Source organism: Pseudoalteromonas sp. T1lg23B (assembly GCF_002964665.1).
Lineage (GTDB): Bacteria > Pseudomonadota > Gammaproteobacteria > Enterobacterales > Alteromonadaceae > Pseudoalteromonas.
In genome coordinates, this window is the sequence record NZ_PQBZ01000005.1 from 1 (window position 1) to 16,458 (window position 16,458).

Annotated in this window: 20 protein-coding genes and 1 rRNA gene; 4 read left to right on the plus strand and 17 right to left on the minus strand. The window is 42.5% G+C overall.

The window, feature by feature from the left end; genetic code table 11:
* Nucleotides 1-76 (minus strand): 16S ribosomal RNA (locus C2M32_RS02355); the annotation flags it as partial.
* Between the two features lie 614 nt (nucleotides 77-690).
* Between C2M32_RS02355 and C2M32_RS02360 the strand changes: the two genes are divergently transcribed.
* Nucleotides 691-1,161: an RNA recognition motif domain-containing protein gene (locus C2M32_RS02360; RefSeq protein WP_105166928.1), complete on the plus strand. Its 471-nt coding sequence runs from the start codon at nucleotides 691-693 to the stop codon at nucleotides 1,159-1,161.
* Here the strand turns inward: C2M32_RS02360 and murI are convergent.
* Together murI and C2M32_RS02370 are read right to left on the minus strand one after the other, a co-directional pair.
* Nucleotides 1,151-1,927: a glutamate racemase gene (gene murI, locus C2M32_RS02365; protein ID WP_234401199.1), complete on the minus strand. Its 777-nt coding sequence runs from the start codon at nucleotides 1,925-1,927 to the stop codon at nucleotides 1,151-1,153. The two genes, C2M32_RS02360 and murI, sit on opposite strands and share 11 nt — an antisense overlap.
* Nucleotides 1,928-1,993: 66 nt before the next feature.
* Nucleotides 1,994-3,091 carry a DUF5610 domain-containing protein gene (locus C2M32_RS02370; protein ID WP_105166929.1) on the minus strand — a complete coding sequence of 366 codons (1,098 nt, stop codon included), beginning with the start codon at nucleotides 3,089-3,091 and terminating at the stop codon, nucleotides 1,994-1,996.
* Between the two features lie 187 nt (nucleotides 3,092-3,278).
* On the opposite strand from C2M32_RS02370, the gene trmA reads away from it, so the two are divergent.
* Nucleotides 3,279-4,376, plus strand: coding sequence for a tRNA (uridine(54)-C5)-methyltransferase TrmA (gene trmA, locus C2M32_RS02375; protein WP_105166930.1), 1,098 nt, complete (start codon nucleotides 3,279-3,281; stop codon nucleotides 4,374-4,376).
* Nucleotides 4,377-4,444: 68 nt separating this feature from the next.
* On the opposite strand, the gene C2M32_RS02380 is transcribed toward trmA, so the two are convergent.
* The 4 genes from C2M32_RS02380 to ccoG all read right to left on the minus strand — a co-directional run bounded on the left by C2M32_RS02380 (nucleotide 4,445) and on the right by ccoG (nucleotide 8,209).
* On the minus strand, nucleotides 4,445-5,074 hold the full coding sequence (locus C2M32_RS02380) for a thiol:disulfide interchange protein DsbA/DsbL (RefSeq protein ID WP_105166931.1): 630 nt from the start codon (nucleotides 5,072-5,074) through the stop codon (nucleotides 4,445-4,447).
* Between the two features lie 15 nt (nucleotides 5,075-5,089).
* A complete protein-coding gene (locus C2M32_RS02385; RefSeq protein ID WP_105166932.1) occupies nucleotides 5,090-5,722 on the minus strand; it encodes a thiol:disulfide interchange protein DsbA/DsbL in 633 nt (210 codons plus the stop codon).
* Between the two features lie 18 nt (nucleotides 5,723-5,740).
* A complete protein-coding gene (locus C2M32_RS02390) occupies nucleotides 5,741-6,715 on the minus strand; it encodes a serine/threonine protein kinase (protein WP_105166933.1) in 975 nt (324 codons plus the stop codon).
* A 66-nt stretch (nucleotides 6,716-6,781) separates the two neighbouring features.
* Complete coding sequence (ccoG, locus tag C2M32_RS02395) at nucleotides 6,782-8,209, minus strand: cytochrome c oxidase accessory protein CcoG (protein ID WP_105166934.1); 1,428 nt, start codon at nucleotides 8,207-8,209, stop codon at nucleotides 6,782-6,784.
* 260 nt (nucleotides 8,210-8,469) lie between these two features.
* Between ccoG and C2M32_RS02400 the strand changes: the two genes are divergently transcribed.
* Nucleotides 8,470-8,829 carry a hypothetical protein gene (locus C2M32_RS02400; protein WP_158678080.1) on the plus strand — a complete coding sequence of 120 codons (360 nt, stop codon included), beginning with the start codon at nucleotides 8,470-8,472 and terminating at the stop codon, nucleotides 8,827-8,829.
* Nucleotides 8,829-9,032 carry a hypothetical protein gene (locus C2M32_RS02405; protein ID WP_105166936.1) on the plus strand — a complete coding sequence of 68 codons (204 nt, stop codon included), beginning with the start codon at nucleotides 8,829-8,831 and terminating at the stop codon, nucleotides 9,030-9,032. Before C2M32_RS02400 ends, C2M32_RS02405 begins: the two co-directional genes overlap by 1 nt.
* Here C2M32_RS02405 and C2M32_RS02410 read toward each other — a convergent pair.
* The 10 genes from C2M32_RS02410 to gspF form a co-directional block, all read right to left on the minus strand.
* Complete coding sequence (locus tag C2M32_RS02410) at nucleotides 9,029-9,616, minus strand: UPF0149 family protein (protein WP_105166937.1); 588 nt, start codon at nucleotides 9,614-9,616, stop codon at nucleotides 9,029-9,031. The two genes, C2M32_RS02405 and C2M32_RS02410, sit on opposite strands and share 4 nt — an antisense overlap.
* Nucleotides 9,617-9,624: 8 nt before the next feature.
* Complete coding sequence (locus C2M32_RS02415) at nucleotides 9,625-10,383, minus strand: type II secretion system protein N (RefSeq protein ID WP_105166938.1); 759 nt, start codon at nucleotides 10,381-10,383, stop codon at nucleotides 9,625-9,627.
* A gap of 2 nt (nucleotides 10,384-10,385) precedes the next feature.
* Nucleotides 10,386-10,862, minus strand: coding sequence for a type II secretion system protein GspM (gene gspM / locus C2M32_RS02420; protein ID WP_105166939.1), 477 nt, complete (start codon nucleotides 10,860-10,862; stop codon nucleotides 10,386-10,388).
* On the minus strand, nucleotides 10,859-12,067 hold the full coding sequence (gene gspL / locus C2M32_RS02425) for a type II secretion system protein GspL (protein ID WP_105166940.1): 1,209 nt from the start codon (nucleotides 12,065-12,067) through the stop codon (nucleotides 10,859-10,861). Before gspL ends, gspM begins: the two co-directional genes overlap by 4 nt.
* Nucleotides 12,064-13,044 carry a type II secretion system minor pseudopilin GspK gene (gspK, locus tag C2M32_RS02430; RefSeq protein ID WP_105166941.1) on the minus strand — a complete coding sequence of 327 codons (981 nt, stop codon included), beginning with the start codon at nucleotides 13,042-13,044 and terminating at the stop codon, nucleotides 12,064-12,066. Before gspK ends, gspL begins: the two co-directional genes overlap by 4 nt.
* On the minus strand, nucleotides 13,041-13,742 hold the full coding sequence (gspJ, locus tag C2M32_RS02435) for a type II secretion system minor pseudopilin GspJ (protein ID WP_105166981.1): 702 nt from the start codon (nucleotides 13,740-13,742) through the stop codon (nucleotides 13,041-13,043). Before gspJ ends, gspK begins: the two co-directional genes overlap by 4 nt.
* The gene (gene gspI, locus C2M32_RS02440; RefSeq protein WP_105166942.1) at nucleotides 13,742-14,134 is read right to left on the minus strand and encodes a type II secretion system minor pseudopilin GspI; all 393 of its coding nucleotides are present in this window, start codon (nucleotides 14,132-14,134) and stop codon (nucleotides 13,742-13,744) included. The genes gspJ and gspI overlap by 1 nt, the downstream gene beginning before the upstream one ends.
* Complete coding sequence (locus C2M32_RS02445) at nucleotides 14,134-14,727, minus strand: prepilin-type N-terminal cleavage/methylation domain-containing protein (RefSeq protein ID WP_234401200.1); 594 nt, start codon at nucleotides 14,725-14,727, stop codon at nucleotides 14,134-14,136. Before C2M32_RS02445 ends, gspI begins: the two co-directional genes overlap by 1 nt.
* Nucleotides 14,728-14,733: 6 nt before the next feature.
* On the minus strand, nucleotides 14,734-15,159 hold the full coding sequence (gene gspG, locus C2M32_RS02450; RefSeq protein WP_105166943.1) for a type II secretion system major pseudopilin GspG: 426 nt from the start codon (nucleotides 15,157-15,159) through the stop codon (nucleotides 14,734-14,736).
* Between the two features lie 68 nt (nucleotides 15,160-15,227).
* The gene (gene gspF, locus C2M32_RS02455; protein WP_105166944.1) at nucleotides 15,228-16,457 is read right to left on the minus strand and encodes a type II secretion system inner membrane protein GspF; all 1,230 of its coding nucleotides are present in this window, start codon (nucleotides 16,455-16,457) and stop codon (nucleotides 15,228-15,230) included.
* Between the last annotated feature and the right edge of the window lies 1 nt (nucleotide 16,458).

Sequence of the window (16,458 nt, forward strand, 5' to 3'; positions counted from 1 at the left end):
AATGTTACCGCTCGACTTGCATGTGTTAGGCCTGCCGCCAGCGTTCAATCTGAGCCATGATCAAACTCTTCAATTAAAAGTTTTTTTGTTCTCACTCAATAAAGAGTAAAGAACGGCGCTCATTGAATTCTGATTTTGATTTCCTAAGAAATCGAATTGACTGTGTTGCAACAAGTAAACTTGTCGCCGTTGGTCACTCAGTTCAATTGAGACTCTAAATTTGTTTGCGTCCCTACCGAGGTAGTTCTGCTGTTAGAACTCAATCTGTACGAGTGCCCACACAGATGATTGCTTCATATTTTTAAAGAACGTTTCGAAATGCTTTCGCGTTTCGAGGGATGTGCATTCTAAGCATTCCCTATTTTTTGTCAACACTTAATTTTAAGAAGTTTTAAAGTTAAGTTTTACTCAACCCTGACTCGTTGTTGCTTTGCTTATTCAGCGTAGCGCTCCGTGTCAGTGGGGTCGCATTATAGGGGGATCCTTTTTTTGATCAAGCTTTTTTTTAAAAACCCGAACCGTTTGGCGATTTTATAAGCAAAACCATCAAAAAGACGTTTTTTTGCTTATTTTTAATGCAATTTCCTGTGCTATATCTATTTTTATTATTGCGAAGTTTATTAATCTCGTTAAGATAGCTTCTTTATTTGTTAAATTAATGTATATCCTCTGTTTATTGGTAACTCTATTATGAAATCATCGTCCCAAAAGTCTTTTCTTATTACAGCAGTGTTCGCCGCTGTAGGGTTTGTCGTGATGCAATTTTTATTTTCTAGCATCCAGATCAACGCACCACTATTATTCGCTCTTGGTATTGTTATAGGTGGCTTAGCCGTTATCTTTACAAACCCAAAACAAATGCAAGATGACAAGCTCGAAGTAGCAACTAAAACGCTTTATGTTGGTAATTTGCCATATAAAGCAAATGAAGGCGTAGTCCGCGATCTTTTTGCAGAGCAAGGACAAGTTTTTAGCGTCAGACTATTAAAAGATAAAAATACAGGAAAGCGACGTGGCTTTGGCTTTGTCGAAATGGCAGAGAAAGATGCAGATCATGCCATTTCTCAGCTAAACGATAAGGAATTCCAACAACGTACTCTTAAAGTACGTGCCGCAAAGCAAAAACAGTTCGATAACGAAGAAGAAAGTACTAACAGCTAAGATCAATTGCGCTGGAGGCTATTCCCTCTTTGTTAGTTATGCCATTGGGTGCCGTTGCAAAAAATTGCAGCGGCATTTTTATGTCATTGCTATCGCCATTTTTGTCCTTGAGCAGATATTTAACTCGCTGGGCTATCGCATAACCCGAGTCAATCAACTCTACCTGCTGACCATAGTATTGTGCTAGATGTGTACTAAGAATTGGAAAATGGGTGCATCCTAAGACAATACAATCAACCTGTTTATCTATATTAATGTATTCCAGTTCATGGTTTAACTTTTCCAGATCCAATGTTTGCTGCCAATAATATTGCTCAGCCAAAGCGACCAGACGCGTCGATTGGTGTAAATCAACCCTGCATCCGTTAGCATGTTCTGCGATTAGTGCGTTGGTATAGGCGTTATTCGATGTAGCAGGCGTAGCAAGCAACGCTATATGTCTGTTCTTACTCTGTATCGCAGCGGGTTTGATCGCGGGAACCACACCAACGATCGGAATGGATGTCAATTTTCTCGTAGCAGCAAGCGCTTGGGTCGAAGCGGTGTTACATGCGATAACAATGAGATCAACCTTACGCTCAAAACCAGCTATCTTATTTATCAAGCATGCAAGGCGAGATTGAATCGTTTGTTCTGATTGCAAGCCATAAGGTAATAATGCGTTGTCCATGACATAGCTGTATTGAGCATTAGGAAGTAAAGACTGAATGTGGCCAAGTACACTTGTACCGCCTATCCCAGAATCAAAGACCAAAATGTGTGGCAAAACACCGCGACCCTTCTAGTTAATTTGAGTCGCAGTGTGCCATGGAGAATACGAAAAATAAATTACTTATTCGTTACCTTCATTACTATTTAGTTTGTTAAAGAATCCCTGAATATAATCCATAAACTCATTAAGACGGCTCTGACCTTCATTTATCCATGCCATAATGTCCGGTAACTGCTTCTCAATGCCCAGTTTTTTACCTTGCTCATGGATATTCTCCAACTGCTTATCTAATGGCTGTAGAGATTTTTCTAAATCTTTGAGAGGATTTGACTGTTGATATTGGCTAATCGCTGCCGACGTTTTTGTTTGACGCAAGTCCATCGTAAAATTAGCAATCTGGTCATTGTCTATATTTAGCTCTTTGGCTTTTTCAAAAGCATCATCATAAGCCCCGGCAAAGAAGTTATCACTTACATCGCGCACATCCTTCATCATTTCATTGATTGCTTGTTGCTCTTGTTGATTTAATTCACCATTTATAACAATAGAGAAGCTCACTTCATGCTGAGTGTGTTGACCTACAGCCAAGCCATGGTCATTGCCTTTTTGGCTGTAACTTGCCGCATTGGTTTGTGAACGAGCATCACTAAAGGTGATTTTCACTTCATCACCTTCTGCGGTCGTAAAGCTATATTCAGCCTGATTAGACAGGCTTGCAAACTGCGCTTCACTTACTTGAACTGATTCTGGTTTAGGATCAAACAGTGACTTTTCAAATTCGTCAAGCCCTTTGAAAATGCCTTCTTTGGCTTTTTCTATACCTTGCTCAATGTCATCATTGAAGGCATTTACACCTTTGAGTTCTTCAGTCGCCTCATCAATGCCCATTTGCACTCCCTTACGGGCAGCGCCGAGCATTTCACGCAAGGTATCATCATCCTTACCATTGACCTTAGCTTTGCTGACCGCGGCCGTAACGAAATCCAACACATTTTTAGTAATGGCCTCAAAATCAAACAGAGGTTTTTCCTTCTCCTGCTTTTTTTCTATCCCCAAAGCCTGTGCAAGTTTATCGTCAAGTACCATTGCAGCCAGCTTATTCTTGTCACCTGAGTAACTGTCTACATTAAATTTTGCACTTGGGAGTAACATCCCATGTTTATTCGCTTTGTTAATCAACCCTGGATTAAGTAGTTGATGTATCTGTCCAATTTTCATGATCTGGCTCCAAATATCGCGTTCAGCCGGCTGTCAATACAGCTATTCGTTCTTAGTTATCGGCTAAAATCCGCAAAGCTGTAGTATATGTAGTATAAAAAAGAAACAATTTTTATGCGATAAACTGGACAAATCCGCAACGCTCCCTAAAATAGCGCGTCTCTATTTTGTAAGGTACTTTCTAATTATGGCTGTCATTCAAATCGATACTTCCACTTATACACAGCAACTGAACGAAAAACAGCAACGCATCAGCGAGCAATTTGCCCGTTTTAATGCCCCTAAACTTGAAGTATATGATTCGCCAACCACACAGTACCGTCAAAGAGCTGAGTTTAGAGTATGGCATGAAGGGGAAGACCTCTTCCACATCATGTTTGATCAGCAAACCAAACAAAAGATCCGAGTTGACAGGTTTGATCCTGCCGCACCACTCATTTCAGAAATCATGCAAGTCATGATGGACAAATTACGCCATAACGAAGTATTACGTCGCAAACTATTCCAAATAGATTATCTCTCGACATTAAGCGGCGAGATTTTAGTAAGCCTGCTTTATCACAAAGCGCTTGACGATACTTGGCAAGAGGCTATGCAACAACTGCGCGCAGAATTACAACAGACATACAAAATAGATTTTATCGGCAGAGCACGTAAGCAAAAGGTCATTTTTGGTAATGACTTTGTCACAGAAGTCTTAAACGTCAATGGCAAAGAATACACCTATCAACAAGTGGAAAACAGTTTTACTCAGCCCAACGCGAAGGTTAATGAAAAAATGCTTGCTTGGGCACAATCAATTTGTGCACCGCTGAAAAATGACTTGCTTGAGCTTTATTGCGGTAATGGTAACTTCTCAATCGCTTTGGCTGGATCATTTGAGAAGGTGCTAGCGACTGAGATTTCAAAGTCGTCTGTACATTCTGCTCAATATAATATTGCCGCAAACAACATCAGTAATTTAGATATCATTCGCATGTCGAGCGAAGAGTTCACTCAGGCGATGAAAGGCGAGCGCAGTTTTTCAAGGCTCAACGGTATCAACTTACAAGATTACAACTGCCAAACTATTTTAGTCGACCCTCCCCGTGCAGGTATGGATGAGTTAACCTGTCGACTAGTCGCAAATTACGATAATGTAATCTATATCTCTTGTAACCCCGATACGCTAGAAAGAGACTTGGAATTACTATGTGAAACACACACCATTTCTCGCATCGCGATTTTCGATCAATTCCCATACACGCACCATGTCGAGTCTGGTGTGTTTTTACAGCGCAAGTAAATTAAGTATTGAGCAACAAAAAAGCCTCGACATATCGAGGCTTTTTTCATCTAGCGAAGTCTAAGTGATTACTTAGCTGCGAGATAATTAATTAACGCGCTGATCTGCTCAGGTGTTGTGGTATTCGATTCACGTAATAACAGTTGATATTTGCCATTGACGATAAATGTTGGCACCCCTGTTAATGCTCCCTTTTCTTGCATCTGTTCCTGCATACGCGACATTTTTGATGCTTTAGTACGTACAGAGAAGCTCTTATATAGCTTATCAAACTTTTCTGCATCCACACCTTGTGAAACAAAGATGTCTTTAACGTCAGCCAGTTCGTTGATTTTTCCACGTTTAGTGTGAATGTGCGTGAACAGCGCTGAAATGATCGCGTCTTTTTGTGGCAATACCTCAGCAGTTGCCAATGCATTGGCCATCATTTTTTGTATTTCAGGATCACGGGAACCCACGAAATCTACGTGGCTCTTTTTGAACTTAACCCCATCGTCTAACTTCGCTTTAAACTGCGCTATAAGCGGTTCAAACGCATTACATGCTGGGCAATAGAAAGAAAAGTACTCTGTCACCTCTGGCTTTTTAGTGCCTCTTTCAGATACCACTTTGTAATGAACACCTTCTTCAAACTGTGCCGCATTGGCAAGCATTGGCAACATCAAAGCAACCACTGCTGCCTTCACTAACTTCAACATAAAATTCTCCAATTCTTATTTTTGTAGCAGATACTTAACTAGCTCTTCCAGTTCAGCCTGGCTTTTGATTTCTTTCATATTCACTTTGTATTTGTCATTCACAATAAAAGTAGGAACACCTCTTAGTGCACCGAGATTGCTAAATAACTCTTGCTGGTCCTGCATTTCTTTTTCTCGTGCAATAACCAACATGCTGCTTAGGCTGTCATCAAACTGCTTCTCACTGATACCATTTAGTGCAAGCAACTGCTTTACATCTTTAATATCATGAAGATCAGCCTTTTTTATATGAATACTTTCAAAGATTTGTGCGGCAACTTCTTTTTCTTTGCCAGCTTGCTCAGCAATGATGTATGCATAGCTTAGATTACTTTGTACCTGTGCAGATGCACCACCTAAGAAATTTACGTGGCTTTTTTCAAACTCAGCGCCTTCTGGCAAGCTCTTTTCTAGAGACAATGCAACAGGCTCAAACTGGTAACAATGTGGACAGTAAAAAGAAAAGAATTCTGTGACTTTAGGTGTTTCACTTTTTTTGTTCTCTATCGTTTGATAGTGCTTACCATCAGAGAAATCTGCTGCATTGACAGCAAACGCCAGTAAAGGAAGACACATTATCAATAAAGATTGTTTTATCGTTTTAAACATGGATATCTCTCAATTTTTCTAAGGAATTAATCTAAGCGCAGGCTCATGTAATGTTGCGAACTGTTCTTTAAGTGCCAAAATCTGTTGTTCCCAGTATTTGTCAGTTGCAAACCACGAAAAGTTCCGTGGAAAAGCAGGATCTTGCCACCGCGTTGCTAACCAACCCATATAATGAACCATGCGCATCGCACGCAGCGGCTCAATTAAATTAAGCTGTCGCTGCTCGAACGAATTAAACTCTTCATAACCTGACAGTAAAGTATCAAGCTGTATCACCTGCTCCTGCCTATCGCCATTTAACATCATCCATAAGTCTTGGATCATAGGCCCTTGTCGACAATCATCTAAGTCAACAAGCATTAAGCTATCACCGGCCCACAGAATATTGCCAGCATGACAGTCTCCATGCAAACGGATCTGGTCAACTTGATGATATTCTTGCTCTGTTTTTGTTATCAGTTGCTCCAGAATCGTCATGAATGGAGTTTCCAGATGCATTGGCACCATTTCACTTTTTACCAATGCTGCTTTGGCATTATGCAGATAATCCTGACAATTAACACTTGGCCGATGGGTAAACGTGGTGGTACCAGCCACACGATGCATCCGACCAATATATCGCCCTAAAATTTCTAAGCTATCAAGGTTATCCATTTCAAACTGTCTTCCTCCTACACTTGGAAATAGTGCAAAACGGTAGCCTTGATAATGAAATAGACTTTCGCCATCTATCTTAATTGGTGCAACAACGGGCACTTCAGCTTCCTGCAAGCTAAATGCAAACTGATGCTCTTCAAGTATTTGCTCATCACTCCAACGCCCTGGACGATAAAATTTCACAACATATCGGCGATTGTCGTCAGCTATAAACTGATACACTCGATTTTCATAACTGTTCAAAGCCAATAAGCCTGACTCGGGGTATATCGAGATGCTCTCAATCGCATCCAAAATAAAGTCAGGCGTTAAATTAGCAAAACTGAATTCGCTCATAATTCTCTCTAGTTATAAAAAAAGCGGGAGAACCCGCTTTTAAGTAATGAACCTTAGTGTACTGGACTATTTGCCTTTAAAAAAGTTCGTCGTTTGTGTGATCCTAGATTGTGGCTGATCTATCGGATAAATCGCAAATTCAAACTCTGTGACCGGCTTTTTAAGGTCATATGGGTCAATGATTAAAGACAATGGCACATCTAATGAGTGGCCAGCCTCAACCGTGACTTGCTGCTTGCCTAAGTACTCAAAGCTGGTTAAACCAAGCACTTCAATATGAAATGTTTGTGCCTGTTGCGCCTTGTTAATCACCTTGAGGGTATAGGTATTCTCAACCAACCCTTCAAAGTTGACCCGATAAAGCTGATTTCTATCACGAATAATATCTAGCTCCATCGGTTTTCGCATCGCAACGTTTGCAACCAACGCGCCAGAGAGCACCAGTAAAATACACACATAGCCGACTAACTTACCGCGAATTGGCTTCGTTTTTTCAGCCGATGCTTCAAGATTGCGCTCCGTTGTATAAGAGATAAGGCCACGAGGATAATTCATTTTATCCATCACGCCATCACATGCATCGATACAAGCACCGCAGTTGATACATTCATATTGCAGGCCATTGCGAATATCAATACCTGTTGGGCAAACCTGTACACACAAATTACAGTCGATACAGTCACCCAATTCGAGTTCACTACGGTCCTGTTTGCGTGAACGTGGTCCACGCTCTTCGCCTCTTTTTGCATCGTAACTCACGGTAAACGTATCTTTATCGAACATGGCTGACTGAAAACGAGAATAAGGGCAAATATGCAAACACATGATTTCTCGCATCCACCCAGCATTTCCGTATGTACACACAGCGAAAACGAGAATACTCACCGTTGCATAACCACTGGCAGAAAAAGTGAATAGGTCGGGCAATAGTTCACGAATAGGGGTGAAATACCCCACAAAAGTGATGGCCGTATACAAAGAAAACAACATCCAGCTACTGTGTTTTGCTGTTTTTCGCCAGAACTTATCAAAGTCCATGGCGCGTTGATCTAGTTTCTTACGCTGATTTGCAGAGCCCTCAAACTTCTCTTCGAACCAGATAAAAATAAAAGTCCAAACCGTTTGTGGGCAGGTATATCCACACCAAACTCGGCCGTAGAAGGTGGTCACTAAGAATAGAGCGAAGGCGGCTATCATTAAAATAAACGCCAGAATCGTCAAGTCTTGCGGTAATAATGTTAATCCGAAAATATTGAATCGCTGCTCAAACAAGTCAAATAGTACCGCTTGTTGTCCATTAAAACTTAACCAAGGTAACAACATAAACGCCAGCATTCCGACGAAACCGATTCGCTTTCGCAACAATTGATGTAGCCCCTGAACCGCACGCACGTATATCCGATTACGCGGGTTAAACCTGTCCGGCTGTAGCTGATCAGGTGGTTGAATTTTTACCTCTGAAGGAATATTTTTGACTTTAATTTGTTTGTCCATCGAAGCTCCTTAGGCCGCTATGATCGACAGGTACTTGCTACAGTAACCTTAACCAGAATAGGGGTATTATACGCAAGCTTGCTAGTTGATTGATACCAACAAATGCCACATTTAGCTCATCAAACAACACGCTATTTTATAGATTTCTGACATTTGAAGTCGCTCACTACAGCAAAAAACCACCAAACTTGCATTTCACTGTGCTATTTTATTACACTCCAAGCGACATTGTATTTATTGAGATCAAAGTTGCTGCAATTATGAAAAAATTTCTAATTTTCGTGTTAGTTATTGTCGCACTATGCACAACAGACATTGAACTAATTAAACAGCCCAGAGAGCAGCTAATCAAAGACTTGATCTCAATGTTGAGTAAATCAACCAAGGTACAACGTCCAAGTGCTGCGTCCCTCGCTCGTGCAGATATAGATGCACAACTCACACTCAGCGAAGAACAAGCTGAGCATTTAAATGAAGAGTTAGCCGATGACACTGCGATGAGGAATTTTTTTAAACAATATTGTTTAGAAAGAGAAATGAGCTTATATTTTTTCACAGACAAGCTTGAAAATATTTGTGATATTGTAGAGAGTGCCATGCGCAAAACAGGAGCTTTGTAATGGACTTCAGCCAACTTAATAAGCAGCGCGCTGCTTCGTTTAACAAACAGAAACAGCTACTCAAAAAACTGAGTGCCGGACAAACTATTTTATGTGAGCAATGCCAAAAACCGCTAAAGCTCAATCTGGCTGTTGATGCAGCACAAAAAGGTCAAGTATGTTGTGATAAAGGTTGTACTCATATCGAACTAGAAATCGCTTAGAAAGCGTCCTCGTCATCGTACAACCCGCTCGCCACTGCAACCACTTCGATTAACTGCGCATAGCCTTTTGCAAACTCACATGCAAGATTGCTTTGCTGCGCAAGAAACTCACTTTCATCACGGTTAAGCTGATTACAATAATCATTCACCTGAGACTGTGACAACGAGAAAAAGGCAAGTTGCTCAGTTGCCACTTGCAACGCTTCTTTAAGTTCATTGCTCAGAGCATTCGCCATCAGGAGGGCTTCAAAATATGGCTGCGCGCCAGTGATAAAACCAATACTCCATTGATGACGCTGCTGATAGTCACTGAGCTCTGTCCAAGGTGGTTGATATTGACCAGCAAACACTTGCTCACTTATATGATGATGCAAAGCCATGAACGCAAATACCACTGACTCCTCTATCTTGTCATCACCAGCACTTATGTCATGCAGCCATTGCTCAACATCAACGGCATTTGGACCACAGATCAAGGCAAATAAATACCCTTGAGTCATCGCAAGCGACATGGCTTCGCTACGCGAAGCCAAATAGTCTGCTAATAATTTTTCATGTTCGGGGGTAAAACTAAAATCAAGCATAATTAACTTTATAAATTAACTGGGTAACGTCCATCCGCATCGGGACGACCAAGGAACTTGACCGCATCATGTACTTCTTTTGGTAATGACGCATCTGGTTTAATATTACCCGCGACACGGAACTGAAAGTTTTCAGCCAACACGGCATCCGCTTGCAAACCTAATCGGTTTTCAGGGTCAACTAGTACCGAAATATCACCTGACTTACAGCTCAAACCTCCAGCCAACTGACCGATATCAAACCACCCAGTCAGCCCTTCAACTGTGATGCTTGGACTGCGGATCTCCCCTTTCAAGGATTCACAATAAGGCATACCACTGTGATATTGGTCGATGTCGAGCAATACTCGCCCTTTCGCATTAACAGGTAATGGCAGAGTAACCTGCGATATCGCCTGCTCGACGCTAAAGCGAATAGACGCATCAGATAGACTCACAGTTTGATCAAATAATCCTAATGTGAAATCTCCTACGCCCGATATTTCTGATTTGTCGCGTGCATTACCAAACCGAACATTCCCTTGCATATCACCCATCAACAAAGCCGGAGCATCAATGCGCCAGCGTACATTATTCAATTGTACATTACTGACTCTAATTTCACTGACTTGACCCTGCCACAAGGTGCCCGCAACTGCACCTAACTGTATGCTTGGTGGGATTTGCTTATTCGCTAGTTGCAACGCAACTGAAGCCGGCATGTTATACACAGTAAATAGACCAAAAGCGACGACAAAAATGAGTATTAAACTAACTGTTCTTTTCATATTTAATTCTCCAACAACAAGCGGCTAACGCGCACATATCCTGGTGAACTATCTTGTGCCAAATCGATACCATCAATTTTCACGCCGTATTTATTGGTCAATTCATCTAACCAAGCGATTAGCTTATTAAACTCGACAGAATCGATAGTCAATCTTAGTGCCTGATCGCTCGGCTGCATTTTGCTGATATTAATCTGATATTGATTACGAGTACGATTCACTAACACGGATAGGTTGCCGGCGTGCATTGGTTTAGCACCGGACGCACTGCTTTTTAGCTTACCCACACTACTGCTCACCCACGCAGCAAGTTCTTGTTGGCGCAATTTATCACGTTCAGCTTGTTCAACTGCACCATTCAATGGCCTGAAAATCCCCATAACCAACACAAAAATAGCAAAGATAACCGCTGCAACAATCAGTAACTTCTGCTCTTGATCCTTAAGCGACTGCCAGTATTTTAATGCCTGTTGCTTCATGCATCACCTCTTAGTCGGATCTCGCCGATCACCACATCACCATCATTATTTAGGGAGCCTTGTTGTACATCCAAGCCTCTTTGTTCAAGAATTGCTTTCACTTGACCAAACACTTGGAAACCGTCAGCTCTTGCGCGGATCCTAAGTTCATTGCGGCGACGGTCATAACGCAGCGTTTCAGGCGTAAAGTTTTCCACCTCACTGTACACCGCCACAAGGTGGTTTGTTAGTTCCAAAAAGCCACCATGTTCGGAACCATTTAAGCTATCCAAGTCATTCTTAATTTGATTCCTCAACAGGTGTGGACGAACCACTTTTCCTGGGAATGCTTGTTGATAGGTTGCCACCGCTTGTGCTTTAAATTCATCAGCTTGTTTCTGTAGCATAATCAACTGAGTGCCCTTCACAATAACAAAGCAACCTACCGCAATACCCGCAGCAAGCAAGCCACTGCGCCAATCTTTCCACCACTGTGGCTGTTTCTTCTTCGCTGCAAACACGCCTTGCCGTAAGTTAAAAGAAACTTTATCTAGCTGTTTTGCAAACAGTGCCAACGGCAAATCATATTCTGCTTCTTTGGCCTCTTTTGGAGCGATTTCAGGTAACCCATCGGCAGGACTGTAATGGACGATTTTGCTCGGTTGCAAAGCATAGAGATAATCCGCGCCCCATGTTTTTTCAATGGCACTGATATGCCATTGCCCTAAACGACATAACCATTGCTGACCCAGTTCTATCATCGACAATGCTTGATCCTGTTGCTCTGGTAATAGCAGCGCATCTGGTAACACGCGGCTAGGTTCAATATCGTGCTCTTTGAACAAAGCAAGCCAGTCTTGCAGCCAGTCTTTATTACAGATAGCAACTTCAATACTGTGCTGTTCACCCTTTAATACTGGTTGGCCAATTGCGATAAACAACTCATCGATATCACAAGCGATTTGCTCTTCTAGCATAAAAGGCAAAGCTTGCTCCAGTTTACGATTCCATTTCGCTGGCAATGGCACACTCTTCAATTGCACTTGAGATGCACTCAGCAGAAGCGTCACTTCTCGATTCGCTGCCTTCTCAGATAACTGAGGCAGTTGCTCCGCGCTTTCTAATTCTCCACTAGCAATAATTTGCTCATCTATTGATGAGAAAATCAGCCAATGTATTGGGTTTTTATGTGACTGACCCACTCGGATCACTAATTTTTCTGTCACTGTACGCCTCCAAATTTTCGCGCCAGTATGGTTGCTTGACCTTGATTTATTTGAATAATTGAGGTCATTGAAAAGCGGCGTTCATCAAACACTGCTTTTGCGCGTAACTTAAAATAATTACTATCTATGGTAAATAATTCTTCACTTGCTTTATCTATTTGAGCACCTTGGTTTCTGGCCTCGGTGAAAAAATCTTCTACGCTATCAAAACCCTTTTCTGGGCGGGCAGAAATAATCGCTTCAGCGCCCGATGCACTCAGACCCCCTAACAAAGCGCTGAGCAACAGAGCTTGTTCTGGTTTTACAGTATTGACGTTAACCTTAAGTTCTGTGTTTCCTGGGATCACACATACATAAGGTTTAATTTTTTCCATAACCAGCGGATTGAAGCCTTTTATGACCCTTAATTCAGACTCTGAGGCCAGCAAGTTATTGGCGCTTAAATAAGGCGTGGTACGCGACATATACTCATCTTCTTCTGCACCTGAGCGAAAGGTAATACTGTCTTCATCCAACCAATCGTAAACGCTATCTGCGAGTACTTCTTCGCTTTCATCCAGCGGTAAGTCTTCAATATTTGTTAACAACGACAACAACGCTTGATGGGCAGGATTGGTGTCGGTGCTTGAAGCCCCTTGTTTCTTGGCTGCCCGTAACGCATTCAAATTTAAGCATGCTTGTAAGTCACTAACTTCACCGCTTAAAGTACCATGATCAACCGGATAAGGAACTTCACTCAATGCCCATGGTTGGCCAAGATGTACCTTCTCTGGCTCGTCTTTTTTGCTCTCTAGCAGGACTTTTTTCACCAATTCTTCCGCGCCATAGCTATACCATTTAGCCTGTTGGTGAGTTTGGATATTCTGCGCTCTTTGCACCTGCACCATTAAATTAACGGCCATCTCTGCCGCCACAGTCGCAGCCAATGCAACAATGAACAGAACGATAATAAGCGCTGCACCACGCTGTTGCTTCATCCTCTGCTCCCTCTATCCTGATCATCCTGAGGCTTGTCATCATTTCCTTGTTCATCTCGTCCCGTACCCGTGCTACTGCTACTAGGAGCTTGATGCTCCTTGCCATCACCCGGAGTTAAGAACAAGCGTCTGATCGGCGCGACACCTTCAAGTTGCAACGTCACCGCAACGGCCAGTGGTAAAGCCTTTTTATTCCATTCTTCCTGCCATTTCTGCTTATCATCAAGAAACTCAAATTTGAGATCTTCTACATTTTCTATCACTACTTGAGAGCGAGGTTCTGCACCATCTAACTCATCAACATGCACGCGGTAAATACGCTCTAGCTTGTCTTCAATAACTCGATAACCCACGGCTTGTAATTCTGAACGCGCTAGAAGACTAATCGGATTGGTCCACCCATCACGGACAAAAGCAATACCATCAAACTGACTTTGCAGTTCAAAGCGTCCATGTAGCACATAACTTGGATTGATATCTCCAGATTCATTGCGCACTTCTCGTTTCGTCATCTGACTGAAATCTTGATCCATCAGGCGAAACGTTGTTTGTAGCGCTTCCAACTCTGCAATTGTTTCTTCAGACGCTTCTTTTGCCTTTATGGTCGAATCTAGGATCTGATGCGTCGCCATCACCACAAAAGCCAAAATTCCCAGTGCAACCATTACTTCAAGTAATGTAAAACCACGCTGGCGCATCATGATTTGTCCTTGAGCATAAAGGTCGTTAAGTCATACACTGAATGCTTGAGCTCTTCGTCGCTAAATATTTCAATATTGACTTTCACAAAACTGGGGTCGGCAGTTGCAGTCACTTTTTGCTGCCAATACCACACTCGCTCGGCTAATTCTTCTTCGCCTTTTAGGCCATTTTTGCCTTTCCAGTCACTGCCGCCAGCGCGCATTTCTACCAACCGATTTTCCGCAACCCAAGAAGCATATGTTTGCTCTTCTAATGTAGAGATATGGGTAATGTGTTCACCCGTTGCCTGCATAGCTGCGATGCCCGCCATGGCGCATATACTCATTGCGACCATCACTTCCAGTAAGGTAAAACCTGTACTTTTTGCCAGTCTTGTTACGCGTCTCATTATTCAGGTTCCTTGCGCAGCATAACGGGCGCCATAAATTCGCCTTCGATGAAATAAACCGGCTCACTTTGTTGCGCTAACTCAACAGTTAATTGAAATGCGCTTACTTCGCCTGACGATAAAATCAGTACCTGCGGTACCTTGAGTTTTTTCAGTTCAAGCAAGCTTTCATCATCACTGGTTCCCATTAACTCACGCCAATTTGCTTGCTCAAGTAAATTATCTTGTGACCAAGACAAGTCCTCTATGTTCAAAGCAACGCGATACTGTTCATCGAATTCAATGGGCTTGTATAACTCTTCGGCTTCAAATGTTGCCCATTTATCACCATCAAACACCAGCATCTCGAGTACGTTCTTATCGAGATGAAAACCGAGTTCAACCTGATTTAATACTGCAAACTCAGATGCCATGTTTATCACGCTATGAGTCCGCAAAGCTTGCTTTTCTAGCTCTTCTTCTATGTCACCACCAAAGCTATAAGTCACCATTTTGGTAGCAAAAGCGATGATCACAATCACCACGAGGATCTCTATTAAGCTAAATCCTCGTGATTGTGTCTTGGCGGAGTATAAACGTGATAACGGCATCATATGGGCTTAACGTTGTGCCTCATCATCCCAGTTACCAATGTCATCATCGGTGCCAACTTCTCCATCAGGACCCATTGAGAAGATGTCTACTTTACCCATTTCTCCTGGGCTGACTAGCTGATAAGGATTACCCCATGGATCTTCTGGTAACTTAGAGATAAAGCCACCGTCAGGGAAACGCTTCGGAACTGGGTCAATTGTAGTCTGCGTGACTAGTGCTTCTAGACCTTGTTCAGTGGTTGGAAAAGCTTTGTTTTTTAACTTGTACATATTCATTGCATCTTCCAGTTGCTGAATATCTAACTTTGCTTTATCCAAAGCTGCTTCTTCTTGTTGACCCATGATGTTTGGTGCCACGATAGACATGATCATACCAATGATAACCAGTACTACCATTACTTCTAGTAATGAAAAACCTGCTTGCTTCTTCACGATATTTTCCCTCAAAAGTTAAACTCTGTGCAGCATGCGATGCACATGCTGAATTGTTTACTATGGACTTATAAGCCCACAGCTTTATTCATCGCCATTATTGGCTGCAATATTGCCATTACAATGAACAGCACGATCACCGCCATGCTGGCTATCATAGCGGGTTCCAGTAACTTTAACGATACATTGACCATGCTTTCAAATTCACGATCTTGGTTGTTAGCTGCGCGTTCCAGCATTTGCTCTAATTCACCCGATTTCTCACCACTGGCTATCATGTGCAGCATCATAGGTGGAAACAATTTAGTTTGATGTAGCGCCGCACGTAAGCTGGCACCTTCACTCACCCGTGTCGCCGCTTCTGCAACTGCGGCTTTGATTTTTTCATTCTCTAACACCTGCCCAGAGATTTTCATCCCTTCAAGCAAGGGGACAGAACTAGATGACAAAATACTTAGGGTTCGTGCGAATCGAGCAGTATTAATACCCCGACTCACTTTACCAATCCCGGGCATCATCAGCATTTTGCTGTCATACCAAAAGCGAAACTTTGGCTGTTGCAAAGCACGTTTAAATAACACAACGCTACCGACTAAGACCACAAGGCTGATAAGCCAGTAATTCTGAACGAAATTACTGGCTGCCATTACCCACTCAGTGGTCCATGGCAAAACCTGTTTTGATTTCTCAAATGTTTTCAGTATCTTCGGTACAACCGTACCGAGCAAAACCGACACTATTGCAATCGCAAATATTACCAAAATAGTGGGATACACCATGGCTTGGGTAATTTGACTACGCATATGCTGACGTTGCTCGGTATAATCGGCAAGACGGTTCAGTACTTGATCGAGGTGCCCGGATTTTTCACCCGCGGCAACCATTGAGCGATATAAATTATCAAACACGTGTGGAAACTCTGACATACCATCCGCTAGGGTGTAACCTTCTACAACCTTTGAGCGTACCGACATCAGCATGCGCTTTAGTCTGGGTTTTTCACACTGTTCAGCAACCGCCATAACCGCCGCTTCTACAGGTAATGAAGACTGGATCAAGGTCGCTAATTGGCGGGTGATTAGAGCAAGGTCTGCCACCGAAGGTTTATACCCTTGGAATAGCCTGAAGCCACCGCCGCCACTTTGCTGCTTGTCTCTCTCAGCAGCAGGGGAAACCTCAAGCGGCATCATCCCCTTTTCACGCAGCATTTGCCTAACTTGCTTGGCAGTATCAGCCTCTAAAATCCCTGATTTATCTTTGCCTTTTCCATCTAAGGCACGATACTCAAACGCCGCCATA

Excerpts from the sequence above, each read along its gene's own strand:
- gspJ (WP_105166981.1), bottom strand. The coding sequence starts at position 13,742 with ATGCGCCAGCGTGGTTTTACATTACTTGAAGTAATGGTTGCACTGGGA.
- trmA (WP_105166930.1), top strand. The coding sequence starts at position 3,279 with ATGGCTGTCATTCAAATCGATACTTCCACTTATACACAGCAACTGAAC.
- ccoG (WP_105166934.1), bottom strand. The coding sequence starts at position 8,209 with ATGGACAAACAAATTAAAGTCAAAAATATTCCTTCAGAGGTAAAAATT.
- C2M32_RS02370 (WP_105166929.1), bottom strand. The coding sequence starts at position 3,091 with ATGAAAATTGGACAGATACATCAACTACTTAATCCAGGGTTGATTAAC.
- gspK (WP_105166941.1), bottom strand. The coding sequence starts at position 13,044 with ATGAAGCAACAGCGTGGTGCAGCGCTTATTATCGTTCTGTTCATTGTT.
- C2M32_RS02385 (WP_105166932.1), bottom strand. The coding sequence starts at position 5,722 with ATGTTTAAAACGATAAAACAATCTTTATTGATAATGTGTCTTCCTTTA.
- gspI (WP_105166942.1), bottom strand. The coding sequence starts at position 14,134 with ATGAGACGCGTAACAAGACTGGCAAAAAGTACAGGTTTTACCTTACTG.
- C2M32_RS02415 (WP_105166938.1), bottom strand. The coding sequence starts at position 10,383 with ATGAAAAGAACAGTTAGTTTAATACTCATTTTTGTCGTCGCTTTTGGT.
- C2M32_RS02405 (WP_105166936.1), top strand. The coding sequence starts at position 8,829 with ATGGACTTCAGCCAACTTAATAAGCAGCGCGCTGCTTCGTTTAACAAA.
- C2M32_RS02445 (WP_234401200.1), bottom strand. The coding sequence starts at position 14,727 with ATGATGCCGTTATCACGTTTATACTCCGCCAAGACACAATCACGAGGA.
- C2M32_RS02410 (WP_105166937.1), bottom strand. The coding sequence starts at position 9,616 with ATGCTTGATTTTAGTTTTACCCCCGAACATGAAAAATTATTAGCAGAC.
- gspM (WP_105166939.1), bottom strand. The coding sequence starts at position 10,862 with ATGAAGCAACAGGCATTAAAATACTGGCAGTCGCTTAAGGATCAAGAG.
- C2M32_RS02390 (WP_105166933.1), bottom strand. The coding sequence starts at position 6,715 with ATGAGCGAATTCAGTTTTGCTAATTTAACGCCTGACTTTATTTTGGAT.
- C2M32_RS02360 (WP_105166928.1), top strand. The coding sequence starts at position 691 with ATGAAATCATCGTCCCAAAAGTCTTTTCTTATTACAGCAGTGTTCGCC.
- gspF (WP_105166944.1), bottom strand. The coding sequence starts at position 16,457 with ATGGCGGCGTTTGAGTATCGTGCCTTAGATGGAAAAGGCAAAGATAAA.
- C2M32_RS02400 (WP_158678080.1), top strand. The coding sequence starts at position 8,470 with ATGAAAAAATTTCTAATTTTCGTGTTAGTTATTGTCGCACTATGCACA.
- C2M32_RS02380 (WP_105166931.1), bottom strand. The coding sequence starts at position 5,074 with ATGTTGAAGTTAGTGAAGGCAGCAGTGGTTGCTTTGATGTTGCCAATG.